This window comes from Rhizobium sp. KNZ2-6A (assembly GCF_056755475.1).
Genome location: NZ_JBNDIC010000004.1, coordinates 19,885 through 36,593 on the forward strand (window position 1 = coordinate 19,885; position 16,709 = coordinate 36,593).

The 16,709-nt window shown below is 62.6% G+C and carries 13 protein-coding genes; 10 read left to right on the forward strand and 3 right to left on the reverse strand.

Annotation, left to right across the window (positions count from 1 at the left end; genetic code table 11):
* The first annotated feature begins 25 nt into the window (after positions 1 to 25).
* From ACPYOP_RS04040 to ACPYOP_RS04060, 5 genes are read left to right on the forward strand one after another with little or no spacing between them, the layout of a single operon-like run.
* Positions 26 to 1,633, forward strand: a complete 1,608-nt coding sequence (locus ACPYOP_RS04040) for a carboxyl transferase domain-containing protein (RefSeq protein WP_481409109.1) — start codon at positions 26 to 28, stop codon at positions 1,631 to 1,633.
* 10 nt (positions 1,634 to 1,643) lie between these two features.
* A complete protein-coding gene (locus tag ACPYOP_RS04045; RefSeq protein WP_481409110.1) occupies positions 1,644 to 2,027 on the forward strand; it encodes a RidA family protein in 384 nt (127 codons plus the stop codon).
* Positions 2,028 to 2,036: 9 nt separating this feature from the next.
* Positions 2,037 to 4,025, forward strand: coding sequence for an acetyl/propionyl/methylcrotonyl-CoA carboxylase subunit alpha (locus tag ACPYOP_RS04050; RefSeq protein WP_481409111.1), 1,989 nt, complete (start codon positions 2,037 to 2,039; stop codon positions 4,023 to 4,025).
* A complete protein-coding gene (locus ACPYOP_RS04055) occupies positions 4,022 to 4,891 on the forward strand; it encodes a hydroxymethylglutaryl-CoA lyase (protein WP_481409112.1) in 870 nt (289 codons plus the stop codon). The genes ACPYOP_RS04050 and ACPYOP_RS04055 overlap by 4 nt, the downstream gene beginning before the upstream one ends.
* Entirely contained in the window at positions 4,888 to 5,676 is a 789-nt protein-coding gene (locus ACPYOP_RS04060; RefSeq protein WP_481409113.1) for a crotonase/enoyl-CoA hydratase family protein, read from the forward strand. The genes ACPYOP_RS04055 and ACPYOP_RS04060 overlap by 4 nt, the downstream gene beginning before the upstream one ends.
* Before the next feature lie 47 nt (positions 5,677 to 5,723).
* Here the strand turns inward: ACPYOP_RS04060 and ACPYOP_RS04065 are convergent, their stop codons facing one another.
* A complete protein-coding gene (locus ACPYOP_RS04065; RefSeq protein ID WP_481409114.1) occupies positions 5,724 to 7,094 on the reverse strand; it encodes a TIGR03808 family TAT-translocated repetitive protein in 1,371 nt (456 codons plus the stop codon).
* Positions 7,095 to 7,352: 258 nt separating this feature from the next.
* Between ACPYOP_RS04065 and ACPYOP_RS04070 the strand changes: the two genes are divergently transcribed.
* The 3 genes from ACPYOP_RS04070 to ACPYOP_RS04080 all read left to right on the forward strand — a co-directional run bounded on the left by ACPYOP_RS04070 (position 7,353) and on the right by ACPYOP_RS04080 (position 11,075).
* Complete coding sequence (locus tag ACPYOP_RS04070; RefSeq protein ID WP_481409115.1) at positions 7,353 to 8,363, forward strand: ligase-associated DNA damage response exonuclease; 1,011 nt, start codon at positions 7,353 to 7,355, stop codon at positions 8,361 to 8,363.
* On the forward strand, positions 8,363 to 10,000 hold the full coding sequence (locus ACPYOP_RS04075) for a cisplatin damage response ATP-dependent DNA ligase (protein WP_481409116.1): 1,638 nt from the start codon (positions 8,363 to 8,365) through the stop codon (positions 9,998 to 10,000). Before ACPYOP_RS04070 ends, ACPYOP_RS04075 begins: the two co-directional genes overlap by 1 nt.
* Positions 10,001 to 10,088: 88 nt before the next feature.
* A complete protein-coding gene (locus ACPYOP_RS04080; RefSeq protein WP_481409117.1) occupies positions 10,089 to 11,075 on the forward strand; it encodes an alpha/beta hydrolase family protein in 987 nt (328 codons plus the stop codon).
* An 8-nt stretch (positions 11,076 to 11,083) separates the two neighbouring features.
* Here the strand turns inward: ACPYOP_RS04080 and scpA are convergent, their stop codons facing one another.
* On the reverse strand, positions 11,084 to 13,216 hold the full coding sequence (gene scpA / locus ACPYOP_RS04085; protein ID WP_481409118.1) for a methylmalonyl-CoA mutase: 2,133 nt from the start codon (positions 13,214 to 13,216) through the stop codon (positions 11,084 to 11,086).
* Positions 13,217 to 13,469: 253 nt separating this feature from the next.
* Positions 13,470 to 14,816: a methylmalonyl-CoA mutase family protein gene (locus tag ACPYOP_RS04090; protein WP_481409119.1), complete on the reverse strand. Its 1,347-nt coding sequence runs from the start codon at positions 14,814 to 14,816 to the stop codon at positions 13,470 to 13,472.
* A gap of 152 nt (positions 14,817 to 14,968) precedes the next feature.
* On the opposite strand from ACPYOP_RS04090, the gene ACPYOP_RS04095 reads away from it, so the two are divergent.
* Positions 14,969 to 15,775 (forward strand): L,D-transpeptidase, encoded by an 807-nt coding sequence (locus ACPYOP_RS04095; RefSeq protein WP_481409120.1) that lies wholly within the window; start codon positions 14,969 to 14,971, stop codon positions 15,773 to 15,775.
* A gap of 162 nt (positions 15,776 to 15,937) precedes the next feature.
* On the forward strand, positions 15,938 to 16,669 hold the full coding sequence (locus ACPYOP_RS04100; RefSeq protein ID WP_481409121.1) for a L,D-transpeptidase family protein: 732 nt from the start codon (positions 15,938 to 15,940) through the stop codon (positions 16,667 to 16,669).
* Positions 16,670 to 16,709 lie beyond the last annotated feature (40 nt).

Sequence of the window (16,709 nt, forward strand, 5' to 3'; positions counted from 1 at the left end):
CATTTTTCTCAATCCGCGAGGCCGCATGACCGTCCTGAAATCAGAGATATCGACGCATACGGATCGCTTCCGCGACAACCGCGCCGCCATGCTCGAGGCGATCGGTGTGGCGCAGGCTGCGGCGTCGCAGGCGGCGGAAGGCGGTGGCGCACAGGCGCGCGAACGTCATGTCAGCCGAGGCAAGATGCTGCCGCGCGATCGCGTGGCCGGACTGATCGATCCCGCCACGCCGTTTCTCGAGATCGGGATGACGGCCGCGCATGATCTCTATGGCGGCGAGGCGCCGGGTGCCGGCCTGATCGCCGGTATCGGCCGTGTTTCGGGCCGCGACTGCATGATCGTCTGCAACGATGCCACGGTCAAAGGCGGCACCTACTATCCGATTACGGTGAAGAAGCATCTGCGCGCGCAGGAGATTGCGGCGGAAAACAATCTCCCTTGCATCTATCTCGTCGATTCCGGCGGCGCCAACCTGCCGAACCAGGATGAGGTCTTTCCGGATCGCGATCATTTCGGCCGCATCTTCTACAATCAGGCCAATATGTCGGCCGCCGGCATCCCGCAGATCGCCGTCGTCATGGGCTCCTGCACGGCAGGCGGCGCTTATGTGCCCGCTATGTCCGACGAAACCATCATCGTCGAGAAGCAGGGAACGATCTTTCTTGCCGGCCCGCCGCTCGTCAAGGCGGCGACGGGGGAGGTGGTCTCGGCCGAGGATCTTGGCGGCGGCGATGTGCACACGCGCCTCTCCGGCGTTGCCGATCATCTGGCGCGCGACGATGCCCATGCGCTTGCGCTTGCGCGGCAGGCGGTCGCCAACCTCAATCGCCGCAAGCCCGAGAGCGTCGAACTTCGCACGCCCGAGGCGCCGCTCTGCGATCCCGAAGAGATCCTAGGCATCGTCCCTTCCGATCCGCGCACGCCTTATGACGTGCGCGAGATCGTCGCCCGCATGGTTGATGGCTCTAGGCTCGACGAGTTCAAGGCGCGCTATGGCACGACGCTGGTCTGCGGCTTTGCCCATATCTACGGCATTCCCGTGGGGATCATTGCCAACAACGGCGTCCTCTTCTCGGAGTCGGCGCTGAAGGGCGCGCATTTCGTCGAGCTTTGTTCGCAGCGCAAGATCCCGCTGGTCTTCCTGCAGAACATCACCGGCTTCATGGTCGGCCGCAAATACGAGACGGAGGGCATCGCCAAGAACGGCGCCAAGCTGGTGACGGCTGTCGCCACGACCAAGGTCCCGAAGATCACCATGCTGATCGGCGGTTCCTTCGGCGCCGGCAATTACGGCATGGCCGGCCGTGCCTATTCGCCGCGCTTTCTCTGGACCTGGCCCAATAGCCGCATCTCGGTCATGGGCGGAGAGCAGGCGGCCGGCGTGCTTGCCACCGTGCGCGGCGAGGCGCTCACTCGTGCCGGCAAGCCCTGGACGAAAGAGGAAGAGGCCGCCTTCAAGGCGCCGACGCTCAAGATGTTCGAAACCCAGAGCCACCCGCTCTATGCCTCGGCCCGCCTCTGGGACGACGGCATTATTGACCCGCGCAAGAGCCGCGACGTGCTGGCTCTGTCGCTTTCAGCAGCACTCAACGCGCCGATCGAAGACACGCGCTTCGGTCTTTTCAGGATGTGAGGAGATGGAAATGAAACGCGATGCCATCAATGCCAAGAATGCCCCGCAGCCCCGCGGCGGTTACGCCCAAGCCGTAAAGCTCGAGAATTTCGAGCGATTGCTTTTTGTCAGCGGCCAGATCCCGATGACGTCGGACGATACGCTTCCCGAGGGGTTCAAAGCGCAGGCTCGCCAAGCCTGGCTGAATGTCGATGCCCAGCTGAAGGCGGCAGGCATGAGCAAGAACGACATCGTTAAGGTCACGGTCTTTCTCGCCGACCGGCATCACACGATGGAGAACCGCGAGATCCGCGCCGAATATCTAGGCTCGCTCACGCCGGCCATGACTGTTGTGATCGCAGGCATTTTCGATACCGCCTGGCTGCTCGAAGTCGAAGTCGTTGCCGCGCAATAGGGTCAGCCGATGTTTTCGAAGATACTGATCGCCAATCGCGGGGAAATCGCCTGCCGGGTCATCCGGACGGCAAGGCGCCTGGGCATCCGCACAGTTGCCGTCTATTCCGACGCCGACAGGGATGCGCTGCATGTGGCGCTCGCCGACGAGGCCGTTCATATCGGCCCGTCGGCCGCGAGCGAAAGCTATCTTTCGAAGCAGAAGATCATCGCGGCGGCAGAGCGAACCGGCGCGCAAGCCATCCATCCCGGCTATGGCTTTCTGTCGGAAAATGCCGATTTTGCCGAAGCGGTCGAGGCTGCTGGTCTGGTCTTCATCGGCCCATCGCCGGCCTCGATCCGGGCCATGGGCCTCAAGGATGCGGCCAAGGCGCTGATGGAGCGGGCAGGGGTGCCCGTTGTTCCAGGCTATCACGGCGATAAGCAAGCGCCCGGCTTTCTTGCCGAGCAGGCCGATGGCATCGGCTTTCCCGTTCTCATCAAGGCACGGGCGGGCGGCGGCGGCAAGGGCATGCGCCGCGTCGACCGGCTGGAGGATTTTGCTTCCTCGTTGGAGGCGGCAAAGCGCGAGGCGAAATCCGCCTTCGGCGACGATGCCGTGCTGATCGAGAAATACCTGGTCAAGCCGCGCCACATTGAGATCCAGGTCTTCGGCGATATCAATGGCAATGCTGTGCACCTCTTCGAGCGCGATTGCTCGCTGCAGCGCCGGCACCAGAAGGTGATCGAGGAGGCGCCGGCGCCCGGCATGACTGAGGAGATGCGCAGCGCCATGGGTGAGGCGGCGGTTCGCGCCGCACGCGCCATCGATTATCGCGGCGCCGGCACCGTCGAATTCATCGCCGATGTCTCCGATGGCCTGTCGCCGGATCGCTTCTTCTTCATGGAAATGAACACGCGCCTGCAGGTCGAACACCCTGTCACCGAGGCGATCGCCGGCGTCGATCTGGTGGAGTGGCAATTGCGCGTTGCAAGCGGCGAGCCGCTGCCGAAGACGCAGGACGAACTCACCATAAACGGCTGGGCCTTCGAAGCCCGCATCTACGCCGAAGACCCGGCACGCGGCTTCCTGCCGGCAACCGGCACGCTCGCGCGCTTACGCTTTCCCGAAGGCGATGTCCGCATCGATGCCGGCGTGCGCGAGGGCGACAGCATCACGCCGCATTACGATCCGCTGATTGCCAAGTTGACGGTGCATGCTCCGTATCGCGGCGCCGCCCTTACCAAGCTCACGCAGGGTCTGGAGCAGACGCAGGTCGCGGGAACCACCACCAATCTCGATTTCCTCATCCGGCTCAGCCGCCAGCCGGATTTCGCTGCCGGTCATCCGGATACGGGGCTGATCGACCGGGATGTGGAGGCGCTGACCGCGACACGGCAGCCCGATGATGCAGCCCTTGCCATCGCCGCGATTGTCGAGGCGGGCGGATTCATGCGCGCCGCTGGCAGCGACCCCTGGCATTCGCTCGGCGCCTGGCAGTTCTGGGGCGAAGCAAGCCGTCCCGTCACGCTGCATTTTGCCGGCGGCCACAGGAATTGCCGGGTGATTGCAAGGGATCAGGCGCTTTTCAACGTTGCCTTCGACGATCGCACCATTCCTGTCCGTCTCTTCGAAGGTGATACTTTTTCTCGACGCGTGGAGATCGACGGCAGGCAGTCCCACGTCAATATCTTCCGGACATCGGCGGATGTGACGCTGTTTCTCGACGGGCAAACCCACCATTTCAATCGCCTCAACCCACTCGATGGCGCGGAGGAGGCGGCTAGCGGCGGCGACCGCGTGGTCGCGCCGATGCCGGGCCTCGTCAAGATCGTCCGCGTGCGTGAGGGCGATACGGTGGCGAAGGGCCAGGCGCTCGTCGTCATGGAAGCCATGAAGATGGAGCTGACGCTGACGGCGACGCGCGACGGCATCGTCGAAAGCCTGCATGTCGGCGAGGGCGATCAAACCAGCGAGAGTGCCGTGCTTTTGTCGCTTCGGCCGGAGGACACGGCATGACCGACAAACCCCCAAACTACGTCACCATCGTCGAGATGGCGCCGCGCGACGGCCTGCAGAATGAGAAGCAACCGGTCGATACCGCGCGAAAGATCGAGCTGGTGGACCTGCTGTCTGATTGCGGTTTCGAGCGTATCGAAGTCACCAGCTTCGTCAGTCCGAAATGGGTGCCGCAGCTTGCCGATGCCGCCGATGTTATGGCCGGGATAAAGCGGCGTTCCGGTGTCCGTTATGCAGTGCTGGCGCCCAACATGCAGGGTTTCGAGGCAGCACTTGCGGCCGATGCCGATGAGGTGGCGATCTTTGCGTCTGCCTCCGAAACCTTCTCCATGCGCAACATCAATTGCTCGATCGCCGAAAGCATCGAACGCTTCCGGCCGGTCGCGGCAGCCAGCCGGGATCGCGGCATTCCGTTGCGGGGCTATGTCAGCTGTGTCGTCGAATGCCCCTATGAGGGTGCCGTGCCGCCGCAAAATGTCGTCGGCGTCGCCCGGCAATTGCGGGAGCTCGGCTGCTATGAGATCAGCCTTGGCGACACGATCGGCAGAGGCGAACCGGAGGCGGTGGATAGAATGCTGGACGCCGTTCTTGCCGAACTGCCCGCCGCCATGCTGGCCGGCCATTTTCACGACACGTCAGGCCGGGCATTGGACAATATCGGCGTCGCTCTCGATCGGGGTCTTCGGGTGTTCGACGCCGCCGCTGGCGGCCTTGGCGGTTGCCCCTTTGCTCCCGGCGCCAAGGGCAATGTCGATACCGTGGCGGTTCACCACTATTTGGCGCTGCACGGCTTCGAGACCGGCCTCGATGATGAAAAACTTGCCCGCGCCGCCGTCTTCGCCCGCAGCCTCAGGAGTGCCTCATGACACCGCAGACGATCCGCATCGACACCGATGGACGTGGTGTTGCCCACCTCACGCTGGCGCGCCCCGAAAAGCACAATGCCCTGTCGGCGGAGATGATCGATGCTTTGACGGCGGCAACGCATGATCTCGCCCATGACACGGCGGTGAGGGTCGTCGTGCTCGCCGGCGAGGGCGCGAGCTTCTGCGCCGGCGGCGATCTCGGCTGGATGCGCGCCCAGTTCGACGCCACGCGCGCGGGGCGCATGGTCGAGGCGCGGCGGCTTGCCATGCTGTTCAAGGCGCTGAACGAGCTGCCGAAGCCGCTGGTTGCCCGCGTTCATGGCAATGCCTTCGGCGGCGGTATCGGCATCTTGAGCGTTTGCGATATGGTGATATCGGCATCGACGGCTCGCTTCGGCCTGACGGAGGTGCGCCTCGGCATCATTCCCGCCACCATCAGTCCCTATGTCATCGCCCGCATCGGCGAGACGAATGCCCGCCCGCTCTTCCTCTCCGGCAAGATCATCGATGCCTGGCAGGCGCATGCCGCCGGCCTGCTGTCGCGGGTCGTGGCGGAGGAGGCGCTGGATGAAGCCGTCGAAGCCGAGGTTCGCCATTTCCTGGCGGCGTCACCGCAGGCGGCCGCCCGCGCCAAGGCCCTGGCACGCTCCGTCGGCAGGCCGGTCACCGATGGCATGATCGATCACGTCGTCGAGCAATTGGCGGATGCATGGGAAACCGAGGAGGCGAAGGAGGGCGTCACCGCCTTCTTCGAGAAGCGTCAGCCGAACTGGCGATCGGCCTAAAGCATGTCGCGCAAAGGTGTGCAGCGGTTTTGCGATAACGACGCGCTTTAAAGAAGCCTGTTGTTTTCCACGGTCAACTGTGGGAACTGCGTGTTCCCCTTGGCCAACTCACCCGATGCCGGCTTGTCCCAGCGAAAGCCCATGATCGCGCCTTGCTCCATCTCCTGAAAAAGGTTGCCCGAAATCACGGCGGAACCGGCGCCATCGGCCACCGAGACGACGCAGCCGATGCCGGCCTGTCTGACGATGTTGCCGGTCGCGACCACGTTGCGGAGATATTGGCCCCAGCCGAGCCGCATTCCCCAGAGCGGTGCGTTCTCGATGACATTGTCGGCAACAAGCGTATCGGCCTCGGCCGAGATGCCGATGCCAAAGCCGCCATCCTGCGCATAAGGTGCCGTAAGCGAGAGATTGCGGATGACATTGCCCGTCACCGCAGCGAGCCTCCCACCTTTGTCGAAATTGGTGACCGAGATGCCGTTGGCGGCGCCATCGACCAGATTGTTGCTGATCACGGCACCGACGAATTCGAATTCGCAATAGATGGCGGTTTCGCCCGAGCGCAGGCATTGATTGCCCGAGATCTGCATATTCGATGCCGAGTTGGCGCGTATGGCGGTGAAGGCGCAATCGGCAATCTGGTTGCCCGAAACCGTCACGCCATCGGCGCGGAAGACATTGATGCCGTTGCCGTTCTGTCCAGTGCCGCCGCCATTGGCGCGGATGCGGGCAATGCGGTTGTTGGTGACGCTGCTGCCATCCTCCGCCTTTTCCCAGCGGTGGATGAGGATGCCGCCATTGCCGCAATCCTCGATGCGATTGCCGGTGACCGCCAATCCGGCTGACTGGACGGAATAGATGCCGGCCTCAGTGGCGCCGGAGATGCTGCTGCGTTCGATCCGGCCGCCGCAGCGCTCCAGCTGCAGCGCATGCTTGCGGCTGCCGGTAACTTCGCAATTGTCGATCAGCACCTCGTCGACGCCGGTCAATTGCAGGAGGCCGCCGGCATAGTCGGCAAGCCATCGATTGCCGCCGTCAAGAACGAGGCCGGAAAGCTCGATGCGTTTGGCCCCGTCCGCATTCATCAGATGGCCATCGCCGCTATAGACGAGCCGTGACGCACCCGGAACGCCCGTGATGCGGGTGTTGTCCGGTAATGTCAGATTGGAGATATTGTAGGTGCCCGGCGGAAGGAAAAGCGGCATATTGGTGCGCGCCGCATTGTCGATCATCGCCTGAAGCTTGCCGCTCTTGATGTCGCTTGCTCCCGGCGTCGTCTTCAGCGCGATGGCGTCGATCGGCCCCCGCAGTTCTGCACCCGTCATCCTGGCAAGCGGCGCGGCGAAAACCCGGGGTGTAAGCAAGCCGGCCGCTGCGGAAGCGGCGATGGAAGTGATGAAGGCGCGGCGTTGGATCATTGTGAACTCCCAGGGCGACACCGACGAAGCAGAAATCATGCCAAGGCTATCTGTGTCGTTTCGGTACGGAGATAGCATCAAACGCGCTTGGCCTGGCCAAAAGCCCCAGATCTTTCTCATTTCATTCACCCGTTCGGCACAGACGAAGCTCCGCCGATGATCGGTCCGCGCTAGAGATCGGCAGCCGATACGCGGATTCGATCAAAAAGCTGCTGTCATCGCTACCTAATCGTGCAAATCGCGCTATCCTCATAAGCCATGAGACCCGATCAACTGCTTTATCCAGCGCCCGAGGGCTTGTTCTGTCCGATCGGCGGCTTCTATATCGACCCCGTGCAGCCGGTTGGTCGAGCACTCGTCACCCATGGCCATTCCGACCATGCCCGCTCCGGCCATGCCCATGTGCTCGCCACGCGCCAGACCCTTGATATCATGCGCATCCGCTATGGCGATGGCTTTGCAGGATCCGAACAGGCGATCGGCTTCGGCGAAGAGGTGACGATCAACGGTGTCAAGGTGCAGTTCCATCCTGCAGGCCATGTTCTCGGTTCCGCGCAGATCGCCGTGGAGAAGGATGGGCTGCGCATCGTCGTTTCAGGAGACTACAAGCGCCGGCCGGACCCGACCTGTGAAGCCTATGTGCCGGTTGCCTGCGATGTCTTCATCACCGAGGCCACATTCGGACTGCCGGTATTCCACCATCCCGATCCGATGGTGGAGACACGCAAGCTCTTGGCTTCGCTACACCAGTTCCCCGAGCGAACGCATCTGATCGGCGCCTATGCGCTCGGCAAGGCACAGCGCGTCATCCGTCTTTTGCGCGATGCCGGCTATGACAAGCCGGTCTATATTCATGGCGCACTGGAAACCCTGTGCGACTATTATGTCAGCCAGGGCATCGCGCTCGGCGAGCTGAAGTCGGCAACCATTGAAAGCCGGGATCAGTCGATCTTTCACGGGGCCGTCGTCGTCGGCCCGCCCTCCGCTTTCCAGGATCGCTGGGCGAGGCGGTTCCACGATCCGTTGCCGGCCTTCGCCTCCGGCTGGATGATGGTACGCCAGCGCGCCAAGCAGCTCGGCGTCGAGCTGCCGCTCGTCATATCGGACCATTGCGACTGGCCGGAACTGACCGAGACGATCTCCGATTTGAAGCCGAGCGAGGTCTGGGTCACCCACGGCCGCGAAGAGGCGCTGGTGCGCTGGTGCGAGCTGCAGGGCATCGCCGCCAAGCCGCTGCATCTCATCGGCTATGAAGATGAGGGCGATTGATGAAAGCCTTTGCCGACCTTCTCGACCGCCTGGTGCTGACGCCGAGCCGCAACGGCAAGCTGAAGCTGCTGACCGATTATTTCCGCGCTACTCCCGATCCCGACCGGGGCTATGGTCTGGCCGCCATCGCCGGCACGCTCGAGGTGCGCAACGTCAAGCCCGCAATGCTGCGCGAGCTTGTTCTCGAGCGCATGGACGACGTGCTCTTCCGCTATTCCTACGATTATGTCGGCGACCTTGCCGAGACGATCTCGCTGGTCTGGGACAAGGAAAGCGACATCGAGCGCCCTCCTGGCGAGCAGCCGAAGCTCGGCGACGTCGTCCACCGCATGAATGCGTTGGGGCGGACCGAGGTGCGCAGTTTCGTCCGCGACCTGCTGGACCGGCTGGATACGTCGGGTCGTTTCGCCTTCCTGAAGCTTGCGACCGGTGCGCTGCGCATCGGCGTCTCGGCACGCCTCGCCAAGCAGGCACTGGCGGAGCTTGCCGGCAAGGACGTCACCGAAATCGAAACGCTGTGGCATGGCCTGCAGCCGCCCTATGAAAGCCTGTTCCTCTGGCTTGAAGGCAAGGGCGAGCGCCCGATATTGGCAACGCCGGCGATCTTCCATTCCGTCATGCTCGCCAATCCGGTGGAAACAGGCGATCTCGATGGCCTCGACCCGCGGGATTTCGCCGCCGAATGGAAATGGGATGGCATTCGCGTCCAGCTTTCGCGCTCCGGGGAAACGAGCAAGCTCTATTCGCGCTCCGGCGACGATATATCCGGCGCCTTTCCCGACGTTGTAGACGCCATCAATTTCGAGGGCGTCATGGATGGTGAGTTGCTGGTTGGCGGCACCGTGGGCTCCAATAGCCCGACGCGCAGCTTTTCTGATCTTCAGCAGCGCCTCAACCGCAAGACCGTCACCGCAAAGATGCTGGAGGAATTTCCGGCTTTCATCCGTGCCTACGATCTTCTGTTCGACGGCGCGGAGGACGTGCGCGCCCGCGGCTTCCTCGATCGGCGCGAGCGGCTGACAGAGATCATCGATGCCGCGCCGCACGACCGCTTCGATCTGTCGCCGCTCGTCGATTTCTCCTCCTGGGAGGAGCTGGATCGGCTGCGCACCTCGCCGCCCGATCCGGTGATCGAAGGCGTGATGATCAAGCGCAAAGACAGTTCCTACCTTGCCGGTCGGGCCAAGGGCCCCTGGTTCAAGTGGAAGCGTGATCCCTACAATATCGATGCCGTGCTGATGTATGCGCAGCGCGGCCACGGCAAGCGCTCCAGCTACTATTCCGATTTCACGTTCGGCGTTTGGGCCATAACTCCGGAGGGCGAACAGCTCGTGCCGGTCGGCAAGGCTTATTTCGGCTTCACCGATGCCGAGCTGGAGGTGCTCGACAAGTTCGTGCGCAACAACACGGTCGATCGTTTTGGCCCGGTGCGGGCCGTACGCGCCGATCGCGATTTCGGTTTCGTGCTCGAGGTGGCCTTTGAAGGCATCAACCGCTCCACCCGGCACAAATCGGGCGTTGCCATGCGCTTTCCGCGCATTGCGCGACTGCGGCCGGACAAACCGCCCTACGAGGCCGACAGGCTGGAAAGTTTGATTGCGATGATTGACGCCAAAGCTCCCGTTGTCGATGAATAGGGCAGGGCGATTCCTCACCACAATGTGAGTTGGCCTTGCCTATCAACCCGTGCAGATTTGCGCTGCGCGGGGATATTTGGACAGAGCTATGACCATGTCTGACGACCACCTATTCCGTCTCAATCGCCGCCGTGTTCTGGCCGGCATCGCTTCCACTCTTTTCGCACCCGCCATCGTCAGAGCAGCCGACGACAGCACGACCGGAAGCAAGCCGGCCGAGAACAAGGGCGAGATTGCCCGCAGCGATGAAAAGGCTTCGGATGCGCCGCCGCAACTTTCGGGCGATTATGCCAAGGAGCGCCATCTGTTCCGGACCGACCTCCTGAGCAAGGGGCCGGCTCCCGATATCTACGAACCGCTTATCACGCCCTCGACCGCCGATCGGCTTTTCTATCGCAGCGGCGTTGGCGACGAGCTGGAACTCGTCGCTTGGGTCTCCCGCTATACGCGCTCGCTGAAGCCGAAGCCCGCCGTGCTTTTCCTGCACGGCGGCAATGCCATCGGCCAGGGGCACTGGCAGCTGATGAAGCCCTATATCGATGCCGGCTATGTCGTCATGATCCCGTCCATGCGCGGCGAAAACGGGCAGAGGGGTAATTTTTCGGGCTTTTACGACGAAGTTGCCGATGTGCTGGCGGCCTCCAACCGGCTGCGGCATCTGCCGGGCGTCGATCCGCATCGCCTGTTCCTGGCAGGCCACAGCATCGGCGGCACGCTGGCCATGCTGACCGCCATGTCGACGAAGCGGTTTCGCGCGGTCGCGCCGATTTCAGGCAATCCGGATGCCTATGCCTTTTTCGGCCGCTATCCGCAGGATATCCGCTTCAATACGAAGAACACGCGCGAATTCCAGATGCGCTCGCCGCTCTGCTATGCGCACAGCTTCAAGAGCCCGGTAAAGCTGTTCCATGGCACCGAGGAGGCCCATTTCGACACGCGCCTGGCGCTGCTCTCGAAGCGGGCGACGGCCGCCGGCGTGAAGATGGAGATGGCAACCGTGCCGGGCAGCCATAATTCGGCTCTGCCGGGTGAGATCGAACAGAGCATCGAGTTCTTCAGGAGCGTCGCCGTCTAAATAGACGCTTACGCCATCAGCTTTTCTATCAGCGCCAATGCCGCCTCCGCGATCACGGTTCCGGGCGGAAAGATCGCGTCTGCGCCCGCCGCTTCCAACGCTGCGAAATCCTGTGGCGGAATGACGCCGCCGACGGCGATCAGCACCTTGCCGGCATGGCGGCGCGCAAGCGCAGTCTTCAATTCCGGCACCAGCGTCAGATGGCCGGCTGCAAGCGACGACGCGCCGACGATATCGACCCCCTCGCGTACAGCGACGTCGGCGACTTCCTCAGGCGTCTGGAACATCGCGCCGACGACGACATCGAAACCAAGATCGGCAAATGCCGTGGCGATGACTTTCTGGCCGCGATCGTGCCCATCCTGGCCCATCTTGGCGATGAGGATGCGGGGCTTCTCGCCCCGCGCCCTGCGGAACGCCTCGATTTTGGCCACTGCCGTATTGAAGACCGGATCTTCGGAGCCGACTTCCTTGCGGTAGACGCCGGAGATGGTCCTGATCTCGGCGACATGACGGCCATAGGCCTTTTCGAGCGCCAGCGAGATTTCGCCGACGGTGGCTCTTGCTCTCGCTGCCTTGACGGCAAAATCGAGCAAGTTGCCTGTGCCGTTTCGTGCGGCCTCTGTCAGTGCATCCAAGGCTGTTTCGACGGCAGTTGTCTCACGGGTGCCCTTCAGTTGCTGCAGCTTGGAAAGCTGGCGCGCGCGCACCTCGGAATTCTCGACCTTCAGGACATCGACTTCGATATCCTGCTCCGGCTTCGAAAAATTGACGCCGACGACGGTCTGGTGGCCGCTGTCGATGCGCGCCTGCGTGCGGGCCGCCGCTTCCTCGATCCTGAGCTTCGGAATGCCCTTCTCGATCGCCTTCGCCATGCCGCCGAGCGCCTCAACCTCCTCGATATGGGCCATCGCGCGGGCTGCCAGATCATGAGTCAGCCGTTCGACATAGGCCGAGCCGCCCCATGGGTCGATGATCCCTGTTGTGCCCGATTCCTTCTGCAGCATGATCTGCGTGTTGCGGGCGATGCGGGCGGAATGGTCGGTCGGCAGCGCGAGCGCCTCGTCGAAGGAGTTGGTATGGAGCGATTGCGTATGCCCCTGCGTTGCCGCCATCGCCTCGACCATGGTGCGGATGATGTTGTTCATAGGATCCTGTGCGGTCAGCGACCAGCCGGAGGTCTGGCTATGGGTCCTGAGCGCGAGGGATTTCTGGTCTTTCGGCGCGAAATTCTTCTGCATCAGCGCGGCCCAGATCAGTCGTCCCGCGCGCATCTTGGCGACTTCCATGAAGAAGTTCATGCCGACGGCCCAGAAGAAGGAGAGGCGAGGGGCGAAACTGTCGATATCGAGCCCCGCCGCGACGCCGGCGCGGGCATATTCGATGCCGTCGGCGATCGTATAGGCCAGCTCCAGATCCGCAGTCGCACCGGCCTCCTGCATATGGTAACCGGAGATCGAGATCGAGTTGAACTTCGGCATGCGCCGGCTGGTATAGCTGAAAATGTCCGAGACGATCCGCATCGAGGGCTGCGGCGGATAGATATAGGTGTTGCGAACCATGAACTCCTTGAGGATGTCATTCTGGATCGTGCCGGAAAGCTTGTCCTCGGAGACGCCCTGTTCCTCGGCCGCGACGATATAGAGCGCCATGATAGGCAGCACCGCGCCGTTCATGGTCATCGAGACGCTCATCTCGTCGAGCGGAATGCCATCGAAAAGCTGGCGCATGTCAAGAATGGAATCGATCGCGACGCCCGCCATGCCGACATCACCGGCGACACGCGGATGATCGCTGTCATAGCCGCGATGGGTGGCAAGGTCGAAGGCGACGGAAAGACCCTTCTGCCCGGCCGCAAGATTGCGGCGATAGAAGGCATTGGACTCCTCGGCCGTCGAGAAGCCGGCATATTGCCGGATGGTCCAGGGCTGCTGGACATACATTGTCGGGTAGGGGCCGCGCACGAAGGGTGCCGCGCCAGGATAGGTCTCAAGGAAGTTCAGGCCGGCGAGGTCGCGTTCATCGTAGGCACGCTTGACGGCGATGCCTTCGGGGGTCTCCCAGGCTGGGGCACTTGTCGCCGGCGTATTGGTTTGTGGTTTGAGCCAGGGGATAGTGCTGAAGTTCGGAATCTTGCTCATCGAGCCGATACCTCCGTGAATGCCGGAAGTGCGATACCCCCCACTGTCACTTCGTGACATCTCCCCCACAAGGGGGGAGATCGTTCCGAGCCTGCCGCTCCACGCAACGAGCGCGATGCTTTTGACCGATGCGAGTTCAATATTCGTTCGGGGGAGAAGGGTGCCGCGAACTTCCAATCTCCCCTCTTGTGGGGGAGATGTCGCGAAAGCGACAGAGGGGGGTGCGCACTCTCCGCGAATCCAGCAATCGCCATCATGACACCACCTCATCCAGCCGTACCGGCATCAGCTCCATGCCGCCAGCAATCGGCCCCAAAGCCCCCAAAACAGCCACCGGCCGCTCCGTCTTCATTGCAAACAGCGTCGTTCCCACGATCGGCCTGGCGATGCGATTGGCTCGCGCCTCGGCAATCATCGCCGCAAGCTCGCCGCTGGCGATCACCTTCGCCAATCCGGCCTTGCTTTCGATCCCGGTGAAAATATCCCATGCCCGTTCGGCCAGCGCGTCGGTCAGCGCCTCGACGCCGCCGGCTCCGGCTGCCGGATCGACGACATGATCGAGATGGCTCTCGGCCACGAGGATCGTCTGCGTGTTGCGCGCCAGCCGCCGCGCCAGCGGATCGGGAATGCCGTGCGACAGGCTGTGCGGCAAAACGGAGATCTCGTCGGCGCCGCCGACGCCGGCGGCAAAGACCGCGATCGTATTGCGCAGAATATTCGTCTCGGGATCGCGCTGGGTCAGCATGCGATAGCTCGTTTCCGCCAGGAGATGCGCCGGCTTTGGATCGGGGACACCGCAGGCTTCGGCGATCCGGGCGAAGATCAGCCGCGCCGCGCGTGTCTTTGCCATCGTCGTGAACTGGTTCTGGTCGGCAGAAAGGCAGAGGCTGGTTGCCCGAAGCGCTGCTTCCGGCGAAAGGCCGGCCTCTTCAAGCAATCGCAAATGGCCGACGAGGCTTGCGGCCATGACGGCCAGCTCCTGTGCCTCTGTGCCGCCGGCATTGTGCACCGCGCGACCGTCCGCATTGACGATCGTGCCTGGAATTCCGCGCTCGGCGAAGCGCTGGATGTCGTTTACAGTAATAATCTGCTCGCCGTTCGCCGAAAATGCATCGAGACCGATATGCAGAATGTGGGCGCCGTCCGGGAGTGAGGCTTTGGGGGCGTCGATAGAGCCGGGTTCGAAACCGTCAAAGCGCAAAGCAACAGTTCTGCCCGTCATCGCGGCTGCCAACGCGCCTGAAAAGCCGGGCGCTTGCGCATCCATGCCGGTGCCGAAGGCGGAAGTGGAGGTTTTGGAGATCAGGTGGATGCCGGCTGCGCCATTGGCAAGATCGTCATCAAGCTGTGCCAGCGCCCGCTCCACGTCCGGGTCATCGAGGCGCTGGGTCACCGTCCAGGGCATGTCAGCTTGGTGGCGGGAAAGCGGGGTGGCATCGGCCCGCCGTTCGTAAAGCGGATCGATGGCAATGCCGTCATCGGTTCGCGATACCAGCGTTTCCTGAAAATCCTGGCCTTTCAGCGCCCGTTCCACCAGCTTCAGCCAGCCCTTGCGGTCGGTCTGCTCGAAAATGGCCGGGTCGAGACTGTCGATATTCATGCGATCCTCCGTCCTGCAATGGTCTAGCCCATGACGCCGCGAGGGAAAACAGAAGTTTGGTCAATCGGACAATATCTCGCCGATGACGCCAGCTTCGCTCCAGCCGCGGCAGTCATCATGCGGTTGACCCGATATGTCCCAACTGGTTTCCGATGATGGCCGATCTGCTGCCCGCCTCCCGTCACTTGCTCGCTTCCGCCGCCCTGGCGGCATTGTCCGCCTGCAGCATCATTCCCGATACCGGCGCGACAGACCCGGACCGATTTGCGCAGGAGACCGCGCCGATCTTCTATCGCCCCGAAGGCATCGATCCGCAGAAGGTGCAGCGCCTGCCGGTGCAGCCCGTGCCGCAGGCGCGAGACCTCTTCCGCACGCAATTCCATCAGACCTACGGCCTGCCGACCTTCAATCCGGTGCATCAGGCCATGTATGCCCAGCGAAACGAAGACGATTTCATGCTGCCGGCCGTTCCCTACAAGCGCATCGATCCGCGCTTCCTGCGGCAGGAGGTCGATTACCAGACCAACGAGCGGCCTGGCACGATCGTCGTCGATACACGAAACCACTTCCTCTATTTCGTCGAGCCGGGCGGCAGGGCCATGCGCTATGGCGTCGGCCTCGGCGCCGCGGGATATGCCTGGCATGGCAGGGGCATGATCCAGTGGAAGCAGAAGTGGCCACGCTGGACGCCGCCCGCCGAAATGGTTGCGCGCGACCCGCAGATGAAGTCGCTGGCCGCCGCGCGTGGTGGCATGAACCCCGGGCCGACCAACCCGCTCGGAGCGCGTGCGCTTTATATCTATCAGAATGGCCGGGATACGCTTTATCGCGTTCACGGCACGCCGGATTGGCAGTCGATTGGTAAGGCCGCGTCCTCGGGTTGCGTTCGCATGCTCAACCAGGACGTGATTGATCTCTACAACCGGGTGCCCGATAAGACGGAAATCGTCGTTCTGTAGCCGTATTTTACCACAAATTTTCGTGATGTTGCATAAGTGCGATAGCGGGCTCCAGCTACGCTCTTTAGTTTTGCTCCTGTCTCTGCGAACCTCTCGGGGAGCCGAATCAGCTTGTGTGCTATGGATTCTTGCTTTCCCTTCAACAGGAACGATGCTGTCGACATGAGTCTGCCTTCATCTCTATCCCGACGTAATTTTCTCGCCCTTGCCGGTATCGGCGCCGTTTCGACGCTCGCCGGCTGTGCCTCCACCATCGATAACGGCCCTGTCGTCAGCCCGGTGCAATATACCGGCTCACCAAGGCCGTTCCGCACTTGGTTCTCCAGCTATGATGGCGAGCAGCCGGATCCGGCCGTAATTTATGCGGCCATGGACGATGGCGGTTTCCATATCCCGCCGGTTCCCTACCAGCAGATCGACCGGCGGTTTTATCGCCAGCGCGTCGTAGATCCGACCGGGGAGGCGCCGGGTACTGTGATCGTCAACACGACTGAGCGCATGCTCTACGTCACCGAACAGGGCGGCACGGCAATGCGCTATGGTATCGGCGTCGGCCGCGAGGGCTTTGCCTGGCAGGGCCGCGGCGTCATTCAGTGGCGCAAGAAGTGGCCGCGCTGGAACCCGCCGGACGAAATGGTCGCCCGTCAGCCGGAGCTTGTGAAGTTTTCCATCGCCAATGGCGGCATGGATCCAGGTCTGAAGAATCCGCTCGGCGCGCGTGCGCTCTATATTTTCGAAGACAAGCAGGATTCGCTTTACCGCCTGCACGGCAATCCCGACTGGCGCTCCATCGGCAAGGCCGTATCTTCCGGCTGTGTCCGCTTGCTGAACCAGGATGTCATCGATCTCTACGATCGCGTGCCGGAGCGCGCGCCGATCCTCGTGACGGGCTGATCGAATATGATTGAATGGGCGCCTATCGGCGCCCTTTTGA